Annotated in this window: 19 protein-coding genes; 9 read left to right on the top strand and 10 right to left on the bottom strand. The window is 71.1% G+C overall.

Translation table 11 applies throughout. The features are described from left to right. Positions 1–43: 43 nt before the first annotated feature. From ACIQ6S_RS08125 to zwf, 5 genes are read right to left on the bottom strand one after another with little or no spacing between them, the layout of a single operon-like run. Positions 44–700: a bifunctional 4-hydroxy-2-oxoglutarate aldolase/2-dehydro-3-deoxy-phosphogluconate aldolase gene (locus ACIQ6S_RS08125; protein ID WP_397607921.1), complete on the bottom strand. Its 657-nt coding sequence runs from the start codon at positions 698–700 to the stop codon at positions 44–46. Further along, positions 697–1731: a glucokinase gene (glk, locus tag ACIQ6S_RS08120; RefSeq protein ID WP_397607920.1), complete on the bottom strand. Its 1035-nt coding sequence runs from the start codon at positions 1729–1731 to the stop codon at positions 697–699. The genes ACIQ6S_RS08125 and glk overlap by 4 nt, the downstream gene beginning before the upstream one ends. Beyond that, complete coding sequence (gene edd / locus ACIQ6S_RS08115) at positions 1728–3554, bottom strand: phosphogluconate dehydratase (RefSeq protein WP_397607919.1); 1827 nt, start codon at positions 3552–3554, stop codon at positions 1728–1730. The genes glk and edd overlap by 4 nt, the downstream gene beginning before the upstream one ends. After that, positions 3554–4282 carry a 6-phosphogluconolactonase gene (gene pgl, locus ACIQ6S_RS08110; RefSeq protein WP_397607918.1) on the bottom strand — a complete coding sequence of 243 codons (729 nt, stop codon included), beginning with the start codon at positions 4280–4282 and terminating at the stop codon, positions 3554–3556. Before pgl ends, edd begins: the two co-directional genes overlap by 1 nt. Next, the gene (gene zwf, locus ACIQ6S_RS08105) at positions 4279–5742 is read right to left on the bottom strand and encodes a glucose-6-phosphate dehydrogenase (RefSeq protein WP_397607917.1); all 1464 of its coding nucleotides are present in this window, start codon (positions 5740–5742) and stop codon (positions 4279–4281) included. Before zwf ends, pgl begins: the two co-directional genes overlap by 4 nt. Before the next feature lie 120 nt (positions 5743–5862). Here zwf and ACIQ6S_RS08100 point away from each other — a divergent pair, with 120 nt between their 5' ends. From ACIQ6S_RS08100 to xerC, 4 genes are read left to right on the top strand one after another with little or no spacing between them, the layout of a single operon-like run. Then, complete coding sequence (locus tag ACIQ6S_RS08100) at positions 5863–5997, top strand: lipoprotein (RefSeq protein ID WP_297865084.1); 135 nt, start codon at positions 5863–5865, stop codon at positions 5995–5997. Beyond that, positions 5994–6890 (top strand): diaminopimelate epimerase, encoded by an 897-nt coding sequence (gene dapF / locus ACIQ6S_RS08095; RefSeq protein ID WP_397607916.1) that lies wholly within the window; start codon positions 5994–5996, stop codon positions 6888–6890. Before ACIQ6S_RS08100 ends, dapF begins: the two co-directional genes overlap by 4 nt. Then, complete coding sequence (locus ACIQ6S_RS08090; RefSeq protein WP_397607915.1) at positions 6877–7563, top strand: DUF484 family protein; 687 nt, start codon at positions 6877–6879, stop codon at positions 7561–7563. Before dapF ends, ACIQ6S_RS08090 begins: the two co-directional genes overlap by 14 nt. Continuing rightward, the gene (gene xerC, locus ACIQ6S_RS08085; RefSeq protein WP_397607914.1) at positions 7560–8519 is read left to right on the top strand and encodes a tyrosine recombinase XerC; all 960 of its coding nucleotides are present in this window, start codon (positions 7560–7562) and stop codon (positions 8517–8519) included. Before ACIQ6S_RS08090 ends, xerC begins: the two co-directional genes overlap by 4 nt. Positions 8520–8567: 48 nt before the next feature. Here the strand turns inward: xerC and ACIQ6S_RS08080 are convergent, their stop codons facing one another. Continuing rightward, entirely contained in the window at positions 8568–9146 is a 579-nt protein-coding gene (locus ACIQ6S_RS08080; RefSeq protein WP_397607913.1) for a DUF3313 family protein, read from the bottom strand. 146 nt (positions 9147–9292) lie between these two features. Between ACIQ6S_RS08080 and ACIQ6S_RS08075 the strand changes: the two genes are divergently transcribed. After that, entirely contained in the window at positions 9293–9652 is a 360-nt protein-coding gene (locus ACIQ6S_RS08075) for a gamma-butyrobetaine hydroxylase-like domain-containing protein (RefSeq protein ID WP_397607912.1), read from the top strand. A 57-nt stretch (positions 9653–9709) separates the two neighbouring features. Here ACIQ6S_RS08075 and ACIQ6S_RS08070 read toward each other — a convergent pair whose 3' ends face one another. After that, positions 9710–11113, bottom strand: a complete 1404-nt coding sequence (locus ACIQ6S_RS08070; protein ID WP_397607911.1) for a trypsin-like serine peptidase — start codon at positions 11111–11113, stop codon at positions 9710–9712. A gap of 174 nt (positions 11114–11287) precedes the next feature. Between ACIQ6S_RS08070 and ubiE the strand changes: the two genes are divergently transcribed. Further along, entirely contained in the window at positions 11288–12049 is a 762-nt protein-coding gene (gene ubiE, locus ACIQ6S_RS08065; RefSeq protein WP_397607910.1) for a bifunctional demethylmenaquinone methyltransferase/2-methoxy-6-polyprenyl-1,4-benzoquinol methylase UbiE, read from the top strand. A gap of 10 nt (positions 12050–12059) precedes the next feature. On the opposite strand, the gene ACIQ6S_RS08060 is transcribed toward ubiE, so the two are convergent. Continuing rightward, entirely contained in the window at positions 12060–13649 is a 1590-nt protein-coding gene (locus tag ACIQ6S_RS08060; protein WP_397607909.1) for a GspE/PulE family protein, read from the bottom strand. A gap of 74 nt (positions 13650–13723) precedes the next feature. On the opposite strand from ACIQ6S_RS08060, the gene ACIQ6S_RS08055 reads away from it, so the two are divergent. Together ACIQ6S_RS08055 and ACIQ6S_RS08050 are read left to right on the top strand one after the other, a co-directional pair. After that, positions 13724–15589 carry a M1 family metallopeptidase gene (locus tag ACIQ6S_RS08055; protein ID WP_397607908.1) on the top strand — a complete coding sequence of 622 codons (1866 nt, stop codon included), beginning with the start codon at positions 13724–13726 and terminating at the stop codon, positions 15587–15589. Positions 15590–15595: 6 nt separating this feature from the next. Then, positions 15596–16603, top strand: a complete 1008-nt coding sequence (locus ACIQ6S_RS08050) for an alpha/beta fold hydrolase (protein WP_397607907.1) — start codon at positions 15596–15598, stop codon at positions 16601–16603. Here the strand turns inward: ACIQ6S_RS08050 and ACIQ6S_RS08045 are convergent. Next, on the bottom strand, positions 16592–17452 hold the full coding sequence (locus tag ACIQ6S_RS08045) for an XVIPCD domain-containing protein (RefSeq protein WP_397607906.1): 861 nt from the start codon (positions 17450–17452) through the stop codon (positions 16592–16594). The genes ACIQ6S_RS08050 and ACIQ6S_RS08045 overlap by 12 nt on opposite strands. A gap of 89 nt (positions 17453–17541) precedes the next feature. On the opposite strand from ACIQ6S_RS08045, the gene ACIQ6S_RS08040 reads away from it, so the two are divergent. Next, entirely contained in the window at positions 17542–19449 is a 1908-nt protein-coding gene (locus tag ACIQ6S_RS08040; RefSeq protein WP_397607905.1) for a S9 family peptidase, read from the top strand. A gap of 107 nt (positions 19450–19556) precedes the next feature. Here ACIQ6S_RS08040 and ACIQ6S_RS08035 read toward each other — a convergent pair whose 3' ends face one another. Next, on the bottom strand, positions 19557–21224 hold the full coding sequence (locus ACIQ6S_RS08035; RefSeq protein WP_397607944.1) for a M28 family metallopeptidase: 1668 nt from the start codon (positions 21222–21224) through the stop codon (positions 19557–19559). Between the last annotated feature and the right edge of the window lie 8 nt (positions 21225–21232).

Here is a 21232-nt window from a genome sequence, read left to right as displayed (position 1 = left end):
AGCGGCGCGGTGGCCGCGTGATGGTGCCTTCCGCGGCTGCGGATCAGCGCTTGGGACGCAGCCCCGCCGCCTCGCGGGCCAGGCGCTCGATGCGCGCCCAGTCGCCGCCGGCGATGGCGTCCTTCGGCAGCATCCACGAGCCGCCGACGGTGCCCACGTTGGGCAGGGCGAGGAAATCCGGCGCGCTCGTCGCATCGATGCCGCCGGTGGGGCAGAAGCGCACCTGCGGGAAGGGCCCCGCGAAGCCCTTCAGCGCGGGGATGCCCCCCGAGCTGACGGCCGGGAAGAACTTGAAGCGCTGGTGCCCGTGGGCCAGACCCTGCATCACTTCGCTGGCGGTGGCGACGGCCGGTAGCCAGGCGATCGAGCTGGCGTCGGCGGCGTGGTAGAGCGCCGCGGTCGCGCCGGGGCTGATGGCGAAGGTGCAGCCGGCGGCGGCCGAGGCCTCGAGGTCGGCCGGCGCGAGCACGGTGCCGGCGCCGAGCACGGCGCCTTCGACCTCCGCGGCGATGCGGCGCATGCCGTCCAGCGCCGCGGCGGTGCGCAGCGTCACTTCCAGCACCGGCAGGCCGCCGGCCACCAGCGCGCGCGCCAGCGGCACGGCGTCCTCCACCCGGTCGATGACGATCACGGGAAGCACGGGCGCCTTCGCGAAGACGGCATCGACGGCGGCGTTGCGCGCTTCGGTGGTCCAACTCATGCGGGGTTCTCCGATTGGCGCAGGGCGCAGGCAGCGCCGAGCAGGCCGGGTTGCGGGTGGGTGATGACGTGCAGGCTCACTTTCTCGAGATACGCGGCGAAGCGGCCCTTGGCAAGGAAGCGCTCGCGGAAGGCGCTGCTCTGCAGGAAGGGAATGAAGCGCGGCACGATGCCGCCAGCGATCATCACGCTCTTCGCGCCGTGGATCAGCGCGGTGTCGCCGACCACGCTGCCGAGCACGGCGCAGAAGCGCGCCAGCGTGCGGCGGGCGTTGAGGTCGTGGCCCTCGAGGGCGGCTTCCACGATCGCGGCGGGCTCGCGCAGCACGGTGGCGCTGTCGCCGAGCGGGCTCGGGCCCGTGCCCGGGTCGCGCAGCGCGGCCTCGATGTGCGAGAGGCCGACGCCGCAGAGCAGGCGCTCGTTGCTGGTGCGGCCGAAACGCTGGTTCATCCAGCGCTGGATCTTCTGCTCCTCGTCCCCGATCGGGGCGAAGCTGACGTGGCCGCCCTCGGTCTCGACCACCTGCCAGCCGCGCGCCGCATCGCCGACCAGCATTGCTACGCCGAGGCCCGTCCCGGGCCCCAGCACGCTGATCGGGCCGCGCTGCGGGAGGGCCGCGTCGCCGTGCAGGCAGACGACGTCCTCGGGCGACAGGGCCGGCACCGACCAGGCCACTGCGCCGAAATCGTTGATGACGTCAAAGCGCTCGAAGCCGAGCACGGCCTGCAGTTCGCTTCGCGAGAAGGCCCAAGCGCGGTTGGTGAGACGGATCGCATCGCCGTCCACCGGGCACGCCACCGCGATGGCGGCCTGCGTGGGCTTCTGCCCGACCTCGGCGAGGTAGGCCTCGGCGGCATGCTGCAGGCTGCCGTAGTCGCAACAGGGCAGGGTGCGGACGTGGTGCATGTCCGGGCGCGTCGCCGCGAGGTCGGTGAGCGCGAAGCGCGCATTGGTACCGCCGATGTCGGCGATCAGGGCAGGGCGCCGCAGCGCCGGCGCAGCCGCCGATGCATTGGAGATCGCTGCGCTCACAGCCCCGTGCTCCCGAACAGCGCGCAGGCGCCGTCTTCGGCCGAATCCACGCATTCGCGGAACACCGCGAACAGCTCGCGGCCCACGCCGAACTGGTTGCCGGCGAGGTCCATCGGCGCCAGCGTGCGCGCGGCCCACTCGGCCTCGGGCACGTCGACTTCGACGGTCGAGGCTTCGGCGTCGATGGTGATGACGTCGCCGTCGCGGAGCTTGGCGATCGCCCCGCCGGCGACGGCCTCGGGCACGAGATGGATGGCGGCGAGCACCTTGCCCGAAGCGCCGCTCATGCGGCCGTCGGTGAGCAGGGCGACGCGCTGGCCGCGGTCCTGCAGCAGGCCGAGCGTCGGCGTGAGCTTGTGCAGCTCGGGCATGCCGTTGGCCTTCGGGCCCTGGCGGCGGATCACGGCGACGAAATCGCCGTCGAGCTGGCCGGCCTTGAAGGCGACGAGCAGGTCGTCCTGGTCGTCGAAGACCTTGGCCGGCGCGGTGATGCGGCGGTGCTCCGGCGCGACGGCCGAGATCTTCACCACGGCACGGCCGAGCCGCCCGGTGACAAGGCGCAGGCCGCCTTCGGCGTCGAAGGGCTCGGCCACGGGGCGCAGCACGTTGAGGTCGCCGCTGGCCGGCGGCGGCTCGCGCCACGTGAGCCGCGTGCCCTCGAAGTGCGGCTCGAGCGACTGCTGGCGGAGGTCACCGCCGTGCACGCACTTCAGGTCGCCGTGCAGCAGGCCGGCGTCGATCAGTTCGCGGATCACGAACCCCAGCCCGCCGGCGGCGTGGAAGTGGTTCACGTCGGCCGAACCGTTCGGGTACACGCGGGCCATCAGGGGCGTGGCCCGGGAGAGCTCGTCGAGGTCGTCCCAGGTGATGCGTAGGCCGGCGGCGCGCGCCATGGCGACGAGGTGGATCACGTGGTTGGTCGAACCGCCCGTCGCCGCGAGGCCCACCATGGCGTTGACGATGGCCTTCTCGTCCACCGTGTGCCCGATCGGCCGCCAGTCGTCGCCGAGTGCGGTGACGCGCAGGGCCTGTTCGGCCGCCGCAACGGTGAGCGCGTCGCGCAGCGTGGTGCCCGGATTCACGAAAGCCGAGCCCGGCAGGTGCAGGCCCATCACTTCCATCAGCATCTGGTTGCTGTTGGCGGTGCCGTAGAAGGTGCAGGTGCCGGCCGAGTGGTAGCTGGCCGATTCCGCCGCGAGAAGCTCGTCGCGCGTGGCCTTGCCCTCGGCGTAGCGCTGGCGCACCGCAGCTTTTTCCTTGTTCGGCAAGCCCGAGGGCATCGGGCCCGCGGGAACGAAAATGACCGGGAGATGCCCGAAGGCCAGCGCGCCCATCAGCATGCCGGGCACGATCTTGTCGCAGACGCCGAGCATCACCGCGGCGTCGAACATGTCGTGCGAGAGCGCCACGGCGGTGGCCTGCGCGATGGTGTCGCGCGACCACAGCGAGAGCTCCATGCCGGTGCGGCCCTGGGTGACGCCGTCGCACATCGCCGGCACGCCGCCGGCCACCTGCGCGGTGCCGCCGGCATTGCGCGCGGCCATCTTGATCAGCTCGGGATAGGTCGCGAACGGTTGGTGCGCCGACAGCATGTCGTTGTATGCGGTGACGATGCCCAGGTTCGGCTTGAGCTGCAGCTTCAGCGCGTCCTTGTCGTCGCCCGAGGCGGCGAAGCCGTGCGCGAGGTTGCCGCAGCTGAGGCGGGCACGGGCCGTGCCTTTCGCGCGGGCGGCCTCGATGCGCGCGAGGTAGGCGGTGCGCGTCGGCGCGCTGCGCTCGCGGATCCGTTCGGTGACGCGTTCGACGACGGGATGCAGCGACATCAGGGGCTCCAGTGGATCGCGAGGTCCGGCGCGGCGGCCAGCAGGGCGTGGATCGGAGCGTCGGTGGCGGGGCGGGTGCGCGCCGATTCCAGCACGCCGCGCTTGGTTTCGCCGGTGATCATCAACAGCAGCGAGCGCGTCGCCACCAGCCGCGAAAGGGTGAGCGACACGCGCGGGAATGGCGCTTCCGGCGGCAGCGGGTCGGGTGCCAGCGCGACGACGGGCGCGCGATGGCCGGCATCGAGGGCCGACGGTGGCGTGACCTGCGGGAACAGCGAGGCGAAGTGGGCATCGGCGCCCATGCCGAGCAGCACGGCGTCGAAGGCGCGGTGGGCGAGCGGCGAAAGACTGGCCTCGGCGGTGGCACCCGCATCGTCCGCGTCGAAGAGGCGCTCCGATTCCGGCACCAGCGGATGGATCGTGACGCCCACCGCGGCGGCGAACGCGTCCGCGAGCGCGCGCTCGTTGCGCTTCTCGTGCGCGGCGGGCACCCAGCGCTCATCGCTGGCGACGAGGTGCACCTTCGCCCATGGCAGGGTCATGGCCGCGAGCTGGCGATACGCGGCGAAGGGCGTGCTGCCGCCGGCCAGTGCCAGCCAGGCCTCGCCGCGGGCGGCGAGTCCCTCGCGAATCGCGGCGGCGAGCGCCTCGGCGACGGCGGAAGCCAGCGCCTCGGCGTTCGCGTGCGGGACGATCGGCAGGGCGCTCATGGACGCGGCGGTGCTCATTCGCGCCAGCTGTGGCCGTGGCGTTCCGGCAGCGCCAGCGCGCTGGTCGGGCCCCAGGTGCCGGCCGGGTAGGGCTTGGGCTCCTGACCGCGTGCCGTCCAGCCGCCGAGGATCTGGTCGACCCAGCTCCATGCCGCCTCGATCTCGTCGCGGCGCACGAACAGCGTGCCAACGCCGGCCAGCGCGTCTCGGTACAGGCGCTCGTAGGCGATGCGCTTGCGCTCGTGGGCGAAAGCGTCGTGCAGGTCGAGGTCGAGCGCGACCTGCGAGAGCTTGACGCCGCCGCGGTCGAGGCCCGGCGTCTTGCTCATCAGCATCATCGAGATGCGCTCTTCCGGCTGCAGGCGGATCAGCAGCGCGTTCGGCTCCGGCGTGGCGCCTTCGCCATCGAAAATCGAATGCGGCACGGCGCGCATCTTCACGTAGATCTCGGTGGTGCGGCGGGGCAGCCGCTTGCCGGTGCGCAGGTAGAACGGCACGCCGCTCCAGCGCCAGTTGTCGATGTGGGCGCGGATGGCCACGAAACTCTCGGTGCGGCTCTTCCGGCCCAGTTCGTCGGCGTAGCCCGGCACCGCCTTGCCGTCGATGGCACCGGCGGTGTACTGGCCCGCGACGGTGTGCGTGCCGACGTCGTCGCCCTCGATCGGGCGCAGCGAGCGCAGCACCTTCAGCTTCTCGTTGCGCACCGCGCCCGGGTCGAAGTGCGAGGGCGGCTCCATCGCCGTCAGCGTCAGCAGCTGCAGCAAGTGGTTCTGCACCATGTCGCGCATGGCGCCGGACTCGTCGTAGTAGCCGCCGCGACCCTCGAGGCCCACCGTCTCGGCGACGGTGATCTGCACCTGCTCGACGAAGCGCGAGTTCCAGATCGGCTCGAACAGCGCGTTGCCGAAGCGCAGGGCCAGAAGGTTCTGGACACCTTCCTTGCCGAGGTAGTGGTCGACGCGGAACACCTGCGCCTCGCGGAACACCTTGGCCACCGACTCGTTGATGGCGATCGAGCTGGCGAGGTCGTGGCCGATCGGCTTCTCGAGCATCACGCGCATCCGCGCATCGGCGACGCCGCCGGCGGCCAGGGCTTCGCAGATCGGGCCGTAGAACTTCGGCGCGGTGGACAGGTGCACGAGGGTGTCGCCGTCGCCGCGCAGCGCGGCGATTCGGGCGGCCAGGGCGGCGAGGGCGGCCGGGTCGTCCACCGAGGCGGCCTGGTAATCGCAGCGGCCGAGCAGGCGCTCGAGCGCGGCCTCGTTGCACTCGCCCGCGGCGATGGCCTTGCCGATCGACTCCGCCACGTTGGCACGGAAGCCGGCGGCGTCCATCGCGCTGCGCGCCGTGCCGAGGATGCGCAGGGCGCTGGGCAGGAGGCCATCGCGCTCCAGCGCGTACAGCGAGGGCAGCAGCATGCGCTGGGCGAGGTCGCCGGTGGCACCGAACAGCACGAAGAGCGAAGCGTCCTGGGTCATGGAGCACTCGATGGTGGCTTGACCTGCCAGCGTAATCCTTCGGCCCGGAACCCGCCCGTGAGGCCCCCGAGGCGCAAACGTATTCATCGGCGGCGAGGCGCCGTCGCTATACTCGTCGCCATGAAAACCATCCGCCGCCTGTTGCCGATGCTTCTCGCCTGCGCCCTGCTCGCCGCCTGCGGCAACAAGGGTGACCTGGTGCGTCCCGAGCCCAAGGCCGACGTGCCGTCGGGTGCCGGAGCGGCCGCGGGATGAGCATCCCGGCGCCGCCGCGCCGTCGCTTCAGCAAGATGCACGGCGCGGGCAACGATTTCGTCGTGCTCGACCTGCGCGACGGTGCGCCGCCGCCCACGCCGGCCGAGGCCGCGCGCATGGCCGATCGGCATCGCGGCATCGGGTTCGACCAGTTGCTCACCATCGAGCCGCCGGCGACGCCGGGCGCCGTCGCCGACTACCGCATCTGGAATGCCGACGGCAGCGCCGCCGGGCAGTGCGGCAACGGCGCGCGCTGCGTTGCCGCCTGGCTGCGGCGCGACGGGGCCGCCCGCGCGACGCGCTTCGCGATGGGCAGCCCGGCCGGACGTATCGAAGCGGACGCGCTCGACGACGGCAGTTTCCGCTTGGCCATGTCGGTGCCGGTGTTCGCCCCGGCGCGCATCCCTCTGGTTGCGCCGGCCGAAGCGGCTCGCTACGTCGCCGACGGCCCCTTCGGCGTGCTGGCCTTCGGCGCGGCATCGATGGGCAATCCGCATGCCTTGATCGAGGTGGCCGCCAGCGCGGCCGGTCAGCCGGGCAGCGCCCTCGCCGAGGTCGATGTCGCCGGTATCGGCGCGTGGCTGCAGCGCTGCGGCCGCTTCCCCGACAGCGTCAATGTCGGTTTCGCGGAAGTGCTCGCCCCCGGCCACATCGCCCTGCGCGTCTACGAGCGCGGCGTGGGCGAGACGCTGGCCTGCGGCAGCGGGGCTTGCGCCGCCGTCGCCATCCTTGTGCGGCAGGGCCGCGTCGACCGCGCGGTGCGCGTCGACCTGCCCGGCGGCACCCTGCACATCGACTGGCCGTCCGACGACGCGCCGGTGGCCATGCGCGGCCCGGCCGCGTTCGTTTTCGAAGGGGAGTGGTGGGATGAAGGAACCGATGCCCATGGCTGAGGAGCGCAACGCTCGCAGCGAGGCCCACGAGGTGGCGCAGTGGTTGCGCCGCCATCCGCGCTTCCTCGAGCACTTCCCGGACCTCGCGGTCACGCTGGTCGTGCCCAAGGACGGCGGCGCCAGTGCCTCGCTCGCGGGCTACCAGCTGGAAGTGCTGCGCGAGAAGAATCGCGAGCTCACGCGTCGCTTGCATGAACTTTCCGGCAACGCGCAGGACAACGAGCGCCTTGCCGTTCGCACGCACCAGCTCACGCTGGCCTTGATGCGCGCCGGCAGCGCCGCTGACACGTTGCGCTCGATGGTGGCGTGCTTGAGCGAGGACTTCGCCGGTGACGCCGTTCGCGTCACGCTGCTGGCGCCGGTGGATGGCCTCGACGACGCGCCGTGGTGCCAGGTGGTGCCGGCCGCGGACGCGAGGATGGAGGTCTTCCGCGAGGCGATGGCCAGCGGCGAGCCGCTCTGTGGCCGCTTGCCGCCGGAGCGCCAGGCCCTGCTGTTCGGCGATGCCGCGGATCGCGTGGCGTCCTGTGCCGTGCTGCCGGTGGCCGACGTTGGTCTCGTTGCGGTGGGCAGCGTCGATTCGAACCGCTTCTTCCCCGGTATGGGCACGCTGTTCCTGCGGATGATGGCCGAGGCCCTCGCCACCGCGATGGGGCGTTCCGCGCCGCGATGAACGCGACGGTGGGCGGTGAAGGCGCCGGTGGCGGCTCGCCGCTCGACACGGCGCTCGCGCGCTTCCTCGACCACCTCGCCGTCGAGAAGCAGGCCTCGCCGCACACGCTGGACGCCTACCGTCGCGACCTCGCGTCGCTGCGTGCTTGGGCCGGCGCGCAGGGCATCAATGACTGGGGCCAGCTCGACGGCCTCGCCCTGCGCGGATTCGTCGCCGACGAGCACGCCCGCGGGCTGTCGCCGCCGAGCGTCCAGCGGCGGCTATCGGCCTGCCGTGCCTTGTTCCGCTGGCTGTTGAAGCACGGCGAGATCGCCGCCGACCCGAGTGCCGGGCTGCGCGGTCCAAAGGCACCGCGCAAGCTGCCGCAGGTGCTCGACGCCGACGAGATGGGCCAACTCGTCGAAGTGCCGGACGCCGCGCCGCTCGGCCTGCGCGACCGCGCGATGATGGAGCTGTTCTATTCCTCCGGCTTGCGCGTTTCCGAGCTCTGCGCGCTGCGCTGGGGCGATCTCGATCTCGCCGGTGGCGAAGTGCGCGTGCTCGGCAAGGGCCGCAAGACGCGCATCGTGCCGGTGGGACGGCATGCGCGCGAAGCGCTGGCGGCCTGGGCGGCGAGCGAATCGGCGGCCGCAGTGCCGGCGGCGGCGGGTGTGGCGACGATCGGCGTCCGTCCGGTCTTTCCCGGCCGCGACGGCGGGCCGATCACGCCACGCGCCGTGCAGAAGCGCGTGCGCGAACTGGCGATGCGCCAAGGCGTGTGGAAGCGCGTGCACCCGCACCTGCTGCGGCACAGCTTCGCCAGCCACGTGCTGGAAAGCTCCGGAGATCTGCGCGGCGTGCAGGAGCTGCTGGGCCACGCCAACATCGCGACCACCCAGATCTACACCCACCTCGACTTCCAGCACCTCGCCAAGGTCTACGACGGCGCGCATCCCCGCGCGAAGCGCAAGTCCTGAAACGACGAAGACCCGGATCGCTCCGGGCCTTCATGCAACACAAGGGGATCAGCGCGAGGCCGTTTCCGGGTGCGCCACCCACGACGGCAGCTGGCGCGACCACAGCGAGAACGCGCGGTCGGTGTCCTGCCAGACGCCGATGCGCGGCGTGCCGTCGCCGAAGCTGCCGACGTAGCGGTCCTTGAGCACGGCGATGTCGCTGCCGTCGCGCGACAGGCGCACATCGACGGCGGCGCCGCCGGCGTACACCGATTCGAAGCCGAGGCCGGGTTCGCGATGGTAGTCGGCCATCGTCGGGCGGCTGGCTTCAAGGCGCGTCAGCGTGGCTTCGATGACGAGCACGCCCGGGCCGGGCGCGTCCACCACGGTGAAATCCTTGGCGAACGCGCGACGCAGCGCGGCAGTGAGGTCGGCCGCTTTCGTTTCCGCGTCGCGCGCAGCCACCGGGCGCGGCGCATCGCCACGGCGATCGCCGCGACGCGCGGCGGCGGGGAGTTCGAGCGCCACCGGCGCGATGTGGACGCTCTGCACGTTCGACAGCGCGGCGGGCTGCATCACCTGGGCCTGGTCGAAAGCCAGGGCGGGCATCGCGATCAGCGCGAGGGCGAGGAGAAGGGGCTTGCGCATGGCGGGTCTCCAGCTGTGGATGTCCCGAGCATAGTCCGCTTGGGCCTTCACCGACCTGAGCGAGGGCCCAATGTTCAGCGGACGCTGATGTGCCTGAACCCCGCCAACCCGCGACGGCGACCCATCCGGTCTGGTGAAATCGCGGGATGACGCCCCGCCCCACCGCCATCACCCTGCACCGCGCCTCGCGCGCCCTCGAGGTCGCCTTCGACGACGGCGGCATCGTCCGCCTTCCGGCCGAGTACCTGCGGGTGGAATCGCCCAGCGCCGAGGTGCAGGGGCACGCGCCCGAGCAGAAGATCCTCGTCGCCGGCAAGCGTGAGGTCGGCATCGAAGCCGTGGAGCCGGTGGGCCATTACGCCGTGGCTTTGCGATTCAGTGACGGCCATTCCACCGGCCTCTACACCTGGGCTTACCTGCACCAGTTGGGCCGGGAGCACGCCACGCGCTGGGCGGCCTACGAGGCCGCGCTCGCGGCCGCGGGACTGTCGCGCGACGCCGGTTGAGCCCCGGAAACGCGACGCGCCCCTTGCGGGGCGCGTGCGTTCACACGACAGCGGCGATCAGTTGCCGAGCAGGGTGCGGAAGTTGGCGTACACGTCGCTGAAGCGCGAGTAGTAGTCAGGGTCGCGCGGCGCGCTGCAGAACGACAGGCCACCGTACAGGCCGCCGCGCAGCTGGTACTGGCCGCTCGTCGTGACGGTGTACAGGGCCGAGCCCGACGAACCGCCCTCGGTGACGCCCGAGCTCCACACCACGCGGTAGAACGGGCCCTTGCCGTCGATGCGGCCCGACAGCGAATTGACGCTGCCGCGCGAGGTCTTCTTCACGTCGCCCGAGGGGTGGTGGACGCCCCAGATTGCCGTGCCGGTGCTGCCGATGGCGGCTGAACTCCAGCCGGCATAGGTCGCGCCGGTCGGCGGGGCGGTCTTCAGCTCGAGCAGCAGGGTGTCGCGGCTGTTGTTGTTGTGGCGCAGCGTGGCGCCGCCGGTCAGCGTGCGGGCGCGCGTGGCGACGGTGGTGCCGCCGCAGCTCGCCGCCTCGTAGAACCAGTAGGTTTGCAGCGTGTTGGCCACCGTCTGCGTGCTGATGCAGTGGTTCGCCGACCAGAACAGGTGGCGGCGCGGTGAGTTGCTGTTGTTCAGCAGGGTGCCCGTGCAAAGGTAGGACGAACCGCCCTGCGTGAACACCATGCGGGCCACGGCGTCGACCGCCGTCTGATAGCCCGAAGGCGCGTTGGTGACGCAGCGCGAATCGATCTGGCAGCTGTCGCTTTCGCCGATCTTGGCGGTCACCGCTTGCAGCATGTCGGGCGCGGCCGGGTCGATGTCGAAGTGCGAGAGCTGCACCGGGCGCAGGCGCAGGCCGCGGACGGCGGCGAGCGGGCCGCTCACTTCGACCGTCATCGTCTCGCTGCCCACCACGGGCGACCAGAACAGGCCGTCGAGCGCGATGTCCTTGCCGGCCACCGTGAAGGCGCCGTCGGCATCGCCGAAGCGGAAGCTGAGCTGGTCGACGAGGCCGCGCAGGCCGGCGTCGGCATCGCTGCCGAGGCGGCTGCCGGCGCGCTCCAGCGCGAAGCCGGCGCGCAGCGCCTTCGCCTCCGCCGAGCCGAGCTGGAAGCGCAGGATGCCGCTGCGGCCCGTGCGCAACAGGGCACCGCGGCTGCTGTCGGCGACGTCCTCGCCGAGCTCGCGGACGAAGCCGATCTCCATCGGCTGGCCGTTCAAGCGCTGTTCGACGCGGCGCTTGGCGACGGCGTCGGTTTCCAGCGCATCGGGCGCGGCCAGCATCGCGAGGGCGGGCGCGGCCCCGTTCGACAGGAAGGACGCCCGGCCCTGGGCGCCGGCGTTGTCGGTGCCGACGGCGGTGGCGGCGGCCATCTGCACTTCGGCGGGTGCGGCGGCGAAGGCCGGCGAGGCGAGGGCGGAGGCAAGAGCGAGGACAAGCAGATGCTGCGAACGCATGGTGTTCCCCTGGTCGTTGGATGGTTGGAAGGCCTGGCGGCCCCGCCGCGCGACCGAAGTCGCTGCGGCTCCCCTGGGAGCGCCAGAAGCCCGTGATAGCACCAACGGCGGCGGCGAAGTCCAAGAAAAGACAAGAAATGCCGCCCCGCGCCCGGCGGTGGGATAATCCCGGCCATGAGCAGCGAAACCCGCCCCGAGGGCACGACCCATTTCGGCTTCCGCGACGTGCCCACCACCGAGAAAGCCGGTCTGGTGCGCGAGGTGTTTTCGTCGGTGGCCGGCAAGTACGACCTGATGAACGACCTGATGAGCCTCGGTGTGCATCGGGTCTGGAAGCGCTACTTCGTCGCGACCTCGGGCGTGGCGAAGGGCGACCGCGTGCTCGATCTCGCCGGCGGCACCGGCGACATCGCCGCCCTGCTGCACGAGCGCGTCGGCGAGTCGGGCGAAGTCGTCGTCGGCGACATCAACGCGGCGATGCTTGGCGTCGGCCGCGAACGCATGACTGATCGCGGCCTCGTGCGCGGCCTGCGCTGGGTGCAGTTGAACGCCGAGGCCTTGCCCTTCCCGGACGCCAGCTTCGACCTCGTCACCATCGCCTTCGGCCTGCGCAACGTCACCGACAAGGCGAAGGCGCTGCGCGAGATGCATCGCGTGCTGAAGCTTGGCGGACGCGCGCTGGTGCTGGAGTTTTCGGAAGTGAAGCCGGAGTGGTTCAAGCCGGTCTACGACTTTCACAGCTTCAAGGTGCTGCCGCGCCTCGGCCAGCTGTTCGCCAACGATTCGGCCAGCTACCAGTACCTCGCCGAGAGCATCCGCAAGCACCCGCCGCAGGATGAACTCAAGGCGATGATGGCCGAGGCCGGCTTCGAGCGCTGCGACTACCGCAACCTCAGCGCCGGCATCTGCGCGATCCATTCCGGCTATCGCGTCTGAGGCTTTGGCCTCAGTCGGTGCGCGCGCGGAAGGCCTCCTCGAGCGAGATCTCGCCGCGCATCGCCATTGCCGCAGCCGTCGTGGTGAGCGGCACCATGCCCTCGGCGACGGCCGTTGCATGGATGCGGTCGGCCTCGGCGCCGGCGTGGATCAGCGGCAGGATGCCCGGTGACGTGACCATCAGTTCGTAGGCGGCGGCGCGTCCGCGCACGCCCAGGCCTTCGCATTGCGCGCAGCCGCGGCCTTTCCACACCGTGGCGTCGGCGGGCACGCCCAACAGCCCGGCGATGCGCGGGTCCGGCGTGGTGGCTTCGCGGCAGGCCGGGCAGATCTTGCGCACCAGGCGCTGCGACATCGCGCCGAGCAGGCTCGCGCGCAGCAGGTAGGGCTCGACGCCGAGGTCGAGCAGGCGCGTCACGGCGGTCGCGGCGGTGTTGGTGTGCAGCGTGCTCAGCACGAGGTGGCCGGTGAGCGCGCTCTCGATCGCGATCTCGGCGGTCTCGCGGTCGCGGATCTCACCCACCATGATCACGTCGGGATCGTGGCGCAGGAAGTTGCGCATCGCCGTGGCGAAGGTGAAGCCCGCCGGCCGGTTCACCTGCATCTGCTGGATGCCATCGATGCGGTACTCGACCGGTTCTTCGATGGTGAGGATGTTGATGCGCTGCTTCGCCAGCGCTTGCAGCACCGCGTACAGCGTGGTGGTCTTGCCGCAGCCGGTCGGCCCGCAGACGAGGAACAGGCCGTGGTCGCGGGTGACCAGGTCGTCGATGCGCTCGCGGTCGCGCGTGCTCAGGCCGATCTGCCCGAGGTCGCGGAGGCCCTGCGAGGTGTCGAGCAGGCGGATGGCCACGCTCTCGCCGTGGATGCTCGGCAGTACCGAGATGCGCAGGTCGATGGCGCGGCCGTCGGGCAGGGTGAAGGCGGTTCGGCCGTCCTGCGCGGTGCGGTGCTCGGCGAGGTTCATGCGGCCGATCACCTTGATGCGCGAGACCAGTGCGGGGAGCAGCGCGGGAAGGAATCGGCGAACGGGCACCAGCTCGTCATCGATGCGGTACAGCAGTTCCGCTTGGTGTTCGCCGGGACGCAGGTGCAGGTCGGAGGCGCGTCGGGCGATGGCGTCGGCCAGCGCTTCGTTGATGAGGCGGATGATCGGAGCTTGCCCGGCGATGCGCTCCATCTCCATGGGCGAACCCGGCTCGTTGTGCGTCTCGCCGGCATCGAGGCCAAGGTCGCGGGCGATCTGCACGTCGTCCTGGCGGTCGTAGTGCTCGGCGAGCGCCAGCGTCAGCTGTGCGGGGTCGGCGGCGAACGGGATGACCGTGCAGTCGGTCAGGAAGCCCATCGACTGGCGGGATTCGGCGTCATCCGGATTGGCCATCGCGACGGCCAGCAGGTGCCCATGCCGCCTGAGGGGCAGGCCGTGAAGGCGCCGCGCGGCGCGTCCGGGGATCTGGGCCAGGGCCTTCGGGTCCGGCGCGATGCGTCGCAGGTCGACGGTCGGGGTGTGGCCGTGGCCTAGCCGAGGGTCGAGCCCGCTCGCGAGGCGGGCCAGGTAGTCGTCAAGGCGGGCGGGGTCGTCGAGATCGAAGAAGTCCATGCCTCCAGCATGGGGGGCGGGCGGTCGCCGCGCTTTGAGTAAACTCAAGCCGTCCCCTGAACGGCCCAGCCTGCATGCGCCTGCTTCTCGCTTTCGTCCTCGCCCTTTTCGCGGCGGTCGCCCAGTCGGCCGATCGTGCCCATGACGAACACAGCGCCGCCGAGCCCGCCACCGTGCGCATCAGCGCCATGGCGCTGGACCTCCGGGTGGATTTCGCCGCACGTACGCTGGCCGGCGAGGTGGTCCATACCCTTGTTTGGGCCGATCCGGCGGCAGCCGGACCCGCCGAACTGGTGCTCGATACCCGCGATCTCGCCATCGAGCGCGTGCAGGCCCGGAAGGGCGAAGGCCGCTGGCAGCGCGTTGAGTTCAGCCTTGCCGAGCGCGATGCCATCTTCGGCAGCACGCTCCGCATCGCCCTGCCTTCGCGCATGGATGCGGTGCGCATCCGCTACCGCACGTCGCCCGAGGCCTCCGGCCTGCAGTGGATGACGTCGGCGATGACCGCGGGCGGCAAGCAGCCTCTGCTGTTCAGCCAGTCGCAGGCCATCCACGCGCGCAGCTGGGTGCCGCTGCAGGACACGCCGGGCGTGCGCTTCACCTACACGGCGCGCATCCGCACGGCGGCGGGCTTGATGGCGCTGATGAGCGCCGACAACGACCCGGCCGCGCGCGCCGACGGCGACTACCGCTTCACGATGGCGCAGCCGATCCCCAGCTACCTGCTGGCGATCGCGGTCGGTGATTTCCGCTTCAAGGCGATCTCGGAGCGCGCCGGCGTGTGGGCCGAGGCCCCGGTGCTCGACCGCGCGGCCGCGGAGTTCAGCGATACCGAAAAAATGATCGCCGCCACCGAGGCGCTCTACGGCCCGTACCGCTGGGAGCGCTACGACCTGCTGATCCTGCCGGCGAGCTTCCCGTTCGGTGGCATGGAGAACCCGCGCCTGTCCTTCATCACGCCGACGGTGATCACCGGCGACAAGTCGCTGGTCTCGCTGATCGCGCACGAGCTCGCCCATTCGTGGTCGGGCAACCTCGTCACCAATGCCAGCTGGAAGGACATGTGGCTCAACGAGGGCTTCACCAGCTACGTCGAGAACCGCATCGTCGAAGCCGTGTACGGCCGCGAGCAGGCCGACATGGAGGACGTGGTGAGCCAGGCGGGCCTGCGCGCCGAACTGGCTTCGCTGCCGCCGGCCCAGCAGGTGCTGGCGCTGCCGCCGTCGCCGGGCCGCGACCCGGACGAGGCCCTCACCGACGTCGCCTACATCAAGGGCCAGTGGTTCCTCTCGTTCCTCGAGGGGCGCTTCGGTCGCGAGGCCTTCGATCCCTTCCTGCGGAAGTGGTTCGACGAGCATGCGTTCAAGAGCGTGACCACCGATGACTTCCTCGCCTTCCTGCGTCGCGAGCTGATCGCGAAGAACCCGGGCAAGCTCACCGAGGCCGAGCTGGCCGCATGGATCGCCGGCCCCGGCCTGCCTGAGACCGCCGTGGCGGCCACGGCGCCTCGCCTCTCCGCCGTCGACGCCGCGCGCGAGGACTGGCTGAAGCGCCGCGCCGCGGTCGCCGAGCTCGACACCTCGAAGTGGATCACGCAGGAGTGGGTGCACTTCCTCGAGGGCCTTCCGGAAGACATCGCCGCCGAGCGCCTGCTGGAGCTGGACGGCGCCTTCCGCTTCACCGGCACCACGAACGGCGAGATCGCGCAGCGCTGGTATCCCATCACCGTGCGCGCTGGTTACTTTGAAGCGCGTCCGGCGCTGGCGCAGTTCCTGCGCAAGGTCGGCCGTCGCAAGCTGATCCTGCCGAGCTACGTGGCCCTCGCCGAGACGCCGGATGGCCTCGCCTTCGCGACCCAGGTGTTGCAGCAGGCCAGCGCGGGCTACCACCCGATCACCCGCGGCGCCGTGCAGGCCGTGCTCGACGCGGCGGCGAAGTAAGCCGCGATGCGCGCCGCGATGCGCGCCGCGCGCGTGCCGACCGTGTCGTCCGCTGCGCCGCGTGGCTCGCGGCGCCGCACGATCATCCTCGTGGCGCTCGCCTTCGACGTCCTGATCGTCATCGGCCTGCTCGCGTGGCGGCCGGAGTGGGCGCTGCAGGGCTGGTTCGCCGCGCAGCGCCTCCAGGCCGGTGCCGAGGTGCGCAGCGTGGAGGTGGATGGCCAGCGCATCGTGCAGCTCGAGGCTGGCCCCGTCGACGCGCCGCTGGTCGTGCTGCTGCACGGCTTCACCGGGACGAAGGAGAACTGGCTGCCGCTGATGGCCGAGCTCTCGGCCACGCATCGCGTCATCGCCCCGGACCTGCCCGGCTGGGGCGAGAGCCAGCGCGAGCCCGGCGCCGATTACGGCGTGGTGGCGCAGTCCGAGCGCATCGCCGCGTGGCTCGGCACGCTGCCGCGGACGCCCGATCTTCTGGCCGGGCACTCGATGGGCGGCCACATCACCGGCCTCGTCGCCGCCCGCCATCCCGAGCGCGTGCGGCGCATCGCCCTGCTGTCGGCGGCGGGCGTGCCCTTCGCGCCGAATGAATTCGGCCGCGCCGTGCTCGACGGTGGGCACCCGTTCGCCGTCGAGGACCGCGCGTCGCTCGACCGCTACCTCGGTCTCGTCTTCACCGACCCGCCCTTCGTGCCGTGGCCGGCGGACCGCGCCCTCATCGCGCGGCGCATCGCCGACAACGCCTTCGAGCGCGACGTCCTCGCGCGCCTGCGCGGCGACGAGGCCTTCGCGGTGCAACCGCTGTTGGGCGATATCCGTGCGCCCGCGCTGCTGCTGTGGTGCGACGACGACCGCGTGATCGACCCGAGCTCGGCGGCGCTCTTTGCGGCGGGTCTGGGCGAATCGCGCACGGTGATGCTGCCGGGCTGCGGCCACATGCCGATGATGGCGGCGGTGGCGGAGGTGGCCGACGCGCTGAGCGCGCAGGCCGCGGTGCTGGTGCCCTCAGCGCCCTGAGCCGTCCAGCGCGTCATCGGTGCGCATCACCACCCGCTGGTGGGCCGGATCGTCCAGCCGTCCGCGGATGACGAACACGTTCTCGCCGGATTGCGCTTGCCCACTCCTCCGGCTCAGCACCACGTGGTCGATGCCGGCGAGGCCGTGGGCTTGCGCGAGTTCGACGAGCGAACGCGCCAGGCGCTCGCTGGTGCCGTCGTAGGCGCGGCCGATGCCGTCCTCCATCCGTTCCACGGCGCTGCGCGCCTGCGGGTACAGCGGATGCGTGGCCCATGGATCGACAGTGGCCGCCCCCGGCATCGGGGCGGGCGAGGGGAAGAGCGTCGATGGGGCCGATCCTTCGGGGGGGCGGATCGGAGGAAGGGCCGACGCCGCCTCTGCGGGCCGGCCCGGCCAAGGCGGCGGTGCCTGGAGGCCCATCCATTCACCGAGGGTCGCCAGCGCGCTGTGGCTGTCGACCGGCGGGTCGGCCGGGTCCGCGGCCTCGAGTGCGCGGTTCAACAGCGGCAGGGCGCAAGCCGCCTGCTCCCAACGGGCTCGGATCGCGTCGGGTGGGCCTTCCAACCGGTGCACGAGCTCGGACGGGTCGGCATCGCGCCGCGCGGGTGCGGGCAGGCCCGGGATGGTCGCATCGAAATCAGCGCACGCCTGCACGAGGTGCACGAGGCGGAGCCGGGAGGCCGGCACCGGGCGGACCGGCGGGCGCCAGCCGGGCGCGTCGGCGCCGCGGGCCAAGCAATGCAGTTCGGCCAGCACCTGCGCCTGCGCGTCGCAGAGCCGCCAGAACGCTTGGGGATGGCCGTCGACGCGCTGCCAGCGCGCCTCGATGGCAAGGGGGGAAGGGGCCATGGGGGGCAGGATGTGGCGGGGGGAGCCCGACTCTAGCGCGCGCGGACCGGAGTAGGCTCGGCGGGCGTTTCCAGCCTGGGAGTTCGTCGATGCGTGCCACCGTCCTGTTGTCCGCTGCCCTGACGCTCGCCGGTGCGCTCGCGCCCGGCGGGTCCGCCGCTGCCGAAGCCGTGCCGAAGTACACGGCCGCGCAGTTCTTCGACACCACCAGCTTCCGCGTGGCGGATGCCGGCGGTCTGGCCTTCTCGCCGGATGGCCGCTCGGTGCTGATCAGCTCCGACGCCACGGGGGTCTTCAACGCCTACGCGCTGCCGGTGGCCGGCGGCGCTTTGGTACCGCTGACCACCTCGACCACCGACGCCGTGTTCGCCGCGAGTTACCTGCCCGACGGTCGCGTTCTGGTGCAGGGCGACAAGGGCGGCAACGAGCTCACGCACGTCTACCTGCGCGAGGCCGACGGCACGCTCCGTGACCTCACGCCCGGCGACAAACTCAAGGCCGGCTTCGCGGGCCTGAGCCCGGACGGCAAGACGCTGTGGGTCACCTCGAACGCCCGCGACCCGCAGGCCTTCGATGTGCTCGCCTACAACACCACGACCTTCGAGAGCCGCGTGCTGTTCCAGAACCCTGGCGGCTTCCTGCCCGCCGAGGTCTCGAACGACGGCCGCTGGGTCGCGATGGAAAAGCCCAACACATCGGCCGATTCCGACGTGTACCTCGTTGATCTGAAGGGCGAGGGAAAGCCCACGCTGATCACGCCGGGCGAAGGCGCGGTATCGACGAGTGTCTATGGCTTCACGCCGGACTCGAAGACGCTGGTGTTCGCCACCGATTCGCACGGCGAGTTCAACCAGGCCTGGACGCATGACCTCGCCTCGGGCGAGCAGAAGCCGCTGATCGAAGCCGACTGGGACGTGATGTTCGTTTCCTGGTCGCCGAGCGGCCGCTACCGCGTCTCGGCCATCAATGCCGACGCCAGCACCGCGCTCACCATCCTCGACACCCGCGACGGCAAGCCGCTCGCGTTCGAGGGGCTGCCGGACGGCGACATCGGCAGCGTGCGCTTCTCGCCCGACGAAGCGCGCGTGGCCTTCACCGTGGCCTCCGACACGTCGCCGTCCGACGTCTTCGTCGCCGACCTCGCCGACCGCAAGGTGCGCCGGCTCACCACGGCCTTGAATCCGGCCATCGACGAGTCGCATCTCGTCGAAGCGACGATCGTCCGCTACACGGCCGAAGGGGGCGTTGAGATTCCGTCGGTGCTTTACCGCCCGAAGGGCGCCTCGGCCGCGAACCCGGTGCCGGCCGTGGTGCTGGTGCACGGCGGCCCCGGCGGCCAGACGCGGCGCGGCTACAGCGCGATGGTGCAGCACCTCGTCAATCACGGCTATGCCGTGCTGGGCGCCAACAACCGCGGTTCCTCCGGCTACGGCAAGACCTTCTTCCACATGGATGACCGCAAGCACGGCGAAGCCGACCTGCGCGACATCGTGGCCGGCGGCGACTGGCTGCGCGCGCAGGACTGGGTGGCCGACGACGAGGTGGCGGTGATGGGCGGCTCCTACGGCGGCTACATCACGGCGGCGGCGCTCACCTTCCACCCGGAAGCCTTCGAGGCCGGCATCAACATCTTCGGCGTGACCAACTGGGTGCGCACGCTCGAATCCATCCCGGCATGGTGGGGCGCGCAGCGGCAGGCGCTCTACGACGAGATGGGCGATCCGGCAACCGACGCCGAGCGCCACCGCCGCATTTCGCCGCTGTTCCATGCGAAGAACATCGTGCGGCCGATGCTGGTGGTGCAGGGCGCCAACGACCCGCGCGTGCTGCAGGTGGAATCGGACGAACTGGTGGCCGCGGCGCGCGCCAACAACGTGCCGGTGGAGTACGTGCTGTTCCCCGACGAGGGCCATGGGTTCCTGCGCCGCGAGAACCGCATCACCGCGCAGGAGTCCTACCTCAAGTTCCTCGACACCCACGTCCGCAAGGCGGACTGAGCCCGGGGCCGGCGGCGTTCCCGCCGGTCATGGGCTGAAACGGAAACGGGCGCCTTTCGGCGCCCGTTTCTCATTGCGATGGCCCGAGGATCGGGCCAGCCGAACGATTACTGCCCGCGCTGTTCCACTTTGCGGAAGGCGTTGCCCTCCACGTAGTTCGGCCATTCGCGGTTGCTACCCAAGGTGCGGCCCACGTCGTAGAGCAGCTTCAGGTCCTGCATGGTGCCGCGCAGGTCCCAGCCGGCGTCGTAGTTGTCGCCGACCTTGTGGTAGCGCACCGCCGTGTAGTCCGCCATCCACGCGAGGCCGAACTCGCGGCCCTTCTCGCGGTGGTCGACGCCGCCCTTCGCGTACAGCGCCGGCACGCCGGCCTTGGCGAAGTTGAAGTGGTCGGAGCGGAAGAAGTAGCCGTTCTGCGGCTCGCTCTCTTCCATCAGCACGCGGTCCTGCGCTTCGGCGAAGGGGCGGGCCACGTCGTCGAGCGTCGAGTTGCCGAGGCCGATCACCACCAGCTCCTTCGACGGACCGATGACGCTCATCGCGTCGAGGTTGATGACGGCGACGGTCTTCTCCAGCGGAATGACCGGGTGCGCGGCGTAGTACTTCGAGCCGAGCAGGCCGGATTCCTCCAGCGTCACGAACAGGAAGACCATGCTGCGTTCCGGCGCCGGGTTCTGCACGGTGAAGACCTCGGCGATCTCCAGCACGCCAGCCACGCCGGTGGCGTTGTCGACGGCGCCGTTGAAGATGCGATCACCCACGCCCGAGAAATTGCGGCCGAGGTGGTCCCAGTGCGCGGTGTAGACGATGGCTTCGTCCGGGTACTTCGTGCCGGGCAGCATCGCGATGACGTTCTGCGAGGTCGCCGTGCGCGAGCTGCTCTTCAGCGACAGCGAGAACGTGGCCTTCAACGGCACCGGCTTGAAGCCGCGCTGGTTGGCGGCCGTGCGCTGCGCCTCGAAGTCGAGGCCGGCGTCGGCGAACAGTGCATTCGCCGTGGCGGCATTGATCCAGCCCTGCGCCGGCAGGCGCGGTTCCGGATCCTCGCTCGGCGGCAGGTCGAACTGCGGGCCGCCCCAGCTGTTCTGCACCACTTCCCACGGATAGGCCGCGCCGGCATCGTCATGGATGATCAGCGCCGCCGCAGCGCCCTGGCGGGCGGCTTCCTCGAACTTGTAAGTCCAACGCCCGTAGTAGGTCATGCGCTTGCCGCCGAACAGTTCGGCGCTGCCGACGTGGAAGCCCGGGTCGTTGATCAGCATCACGACCGTCTTGCCCTTCACGTCGAGGCCGTCGTAGTCGTTCCAGCCGGCTTCCGGCGCATTCACGCCGTAGCCGACGAACACCAGCTCGCTGGCGTCGATGCTCACTTCCGGCTGGCCAGTGCGCGTGCCGACCACCACGTCCGGCCCGATCACGGGGGCCAGTGTCTGCTTCGCCGTGGTGAGCGTGAAGGTGCTGGTCTTGTCGTCGGCCTTGGTCTCGGTCATCGGGACGTCCTGCGTCCACGAACCGTTGTTGCCGGGCTTCAGCCCGAGGCGCTGCAGCTGGGCGATCAGGTACTCGACGGTCTTGGTCTCGCCGATGCCGCCGGGCGAACGGCCGGCGAAGTCATCGCCGGAGAGGGTGCGCACGTGGGCGCTGAAATCCTCGGCCGAGATCTCGGGCCCAAAGCTGTGCTGGGCCGTCGCGGTGGCGGCGGCCGGCGGCACCGGCGTGGCGCAGGCGGCCGCGCTGGTGAGGAGGGCGGCGCCCGCCATCAGGGTGGATCGCATCACGGGGA

The sequence above is a fragment of the Silanimonas sp. genome (genome assembly GCF_044377035.1).
Classification (GTDB): domain Bacteria; phylum Pseudomonadota; class Gammaproteobacteria; order Xanthomonadales; family Xanthomonadaceae; genus Silanimonas.
This window is presented reverse-complemented; position numbering and strand designations above follow the sequence as displayed.

What these genes read in the sequence shown, in the direction of transcription:
- ACIQ6S_RS08125 (WP_397607921.1), bottom strand. Translation starts at nt 700, where the DNA reads ATGAGTTGGACCACCGAAGCGCGCAACGCCGCCGTCGATGCCGTCTTC.
- edd (WP_397607919.1), bottom strand. Translation starts at nt 3,554, where the DNA reads ATGTCGCTGCATCCCGTCGTCGAACGCGTCACCGAACGGATCCGCGAG.
- pgl (WP_397607918.1), bottom strand. Translation starts at nt 4,282, where the DNA reads ATGAGCACCGCCGCGTCCATGAGCGCCCTGCCGATCGTCCCGCACGCG.
- zwf (WP_397607917.1), bottom strand. Translation starts at nt 5,742, where the DNA reads ATGACCCAGGACGCTTCGCTCTTCGTGCTGTTCGGTGCCACCGGCGAC.
- ACIQ6S_RS08100 (WP_297865084.1), top strand. Translation starts at nt 5,863, where the DNA reads ATGAAAACCATCCGCCGCCTGTTGCCGATGCTTCTCGCCTGCGCCCTG.
- dapF (WP_397607916.1), top strand. Translation starts at nt 5,994, where the DNA reads ATGAGCATCCCGGCGCCGCCGCGCCGTCGCTTCAGCAAGATGCACGGC.
- ACIQ6S_RS08090 (WP_397607915.1), top strand. Translation starts at nt 6,877, where the DNA reads ATGCCCATGGCTGAGGAGCGCAACGCTCGCAGCGAGGCCCACGAGGTG.
- xerC (WP_397607914.1), top strand. Translation starts at nt 7,560, where the DNA reads ATGAACGCGACGGTGGGCGGTGAAGGCGCCGGTGGCGGCTCGCCGCTC.
- ACIQ6S_RS08080 (WP_397607913.1), bottom strand. Translation starts at nt 9,146, where the DNA reads ATGCGCAAGCCCCTTCTCCTCGCCCTCGCGCTGATCGCGATGCCCGCC.
- ACIQ6S_RS08075 (WP_397607912.1), top strand. Translation starts at nt 9,293, where the DNA reads ATGACGCCCCGCCCCACCGCCATCACCCTGCACCGCGCCTCGCGCGCC.
- ACIQ6S_RS08070 (WP_397607911.1), bottom strand. Translation starts at nt 11,113, where the DNA reads ATGCGTTCGCAGCATCTGCTTGTCCTCGCTCTTGCCTCCGCCCTCGCC.
- ubiE (WP_397607910.1), top strand. Translation starts at nt 11,288, where the DNA reads ATGAGCAGCGAAACCCGCCCCGAGGGCACGACCCATTTCGGCTTCCGC.
- ACIQ6S_RS08060 (WP_397607909.1), bottom strand. Translation starts at nt 13,649, where the DNA reads ATGGACTTCTTCGATCTCGACGACCCCGCCCGCCTTGACGACTACCTG.
- ACIQ6S_RS08055 (WP_397607908.1), top strand. Translation starts at nt 13,724, where the DNA reads ATGCGCCTGCTTCTCGCTTTCGTCCTCGCCCTTTTCGCGGCGGTCGCC.
- ACIQ6S_RS08050 (WP_397607907.1), top strand. Translation starts at nt 15,596, where the DNA reads ATGCGCGCCGCGATGCGCGCCGCGCGCGTGCCGACCGTGTCGTCCGCT.
- ACIQ6S_RS08045 (WP_397607906.1), bottom strand. Translation starts at nt 17,452, where the DNA reads ATGGCCCCTTCCCCCCTTGCCATCGAGGCGCGCTGGCAGCGCGTCGAC.
- ACIQ6S_RS08040 (WP_397607905.1), top strand. Translation starts at nt 17,542, where the DNA reads ATGCGTGCCACCGTCCTGTTGTCCGCTGCCCTGACGCTCGCCGGTGCG.
- ACIQ6S_RS08035 (WP_397607944.1), bottom strand. Translation starts at nt 21,224, where the DNA reads ATGCGATCCACCCTGATGGCGGGCGCCGCCCTCCTCACCAGCGCGGCC.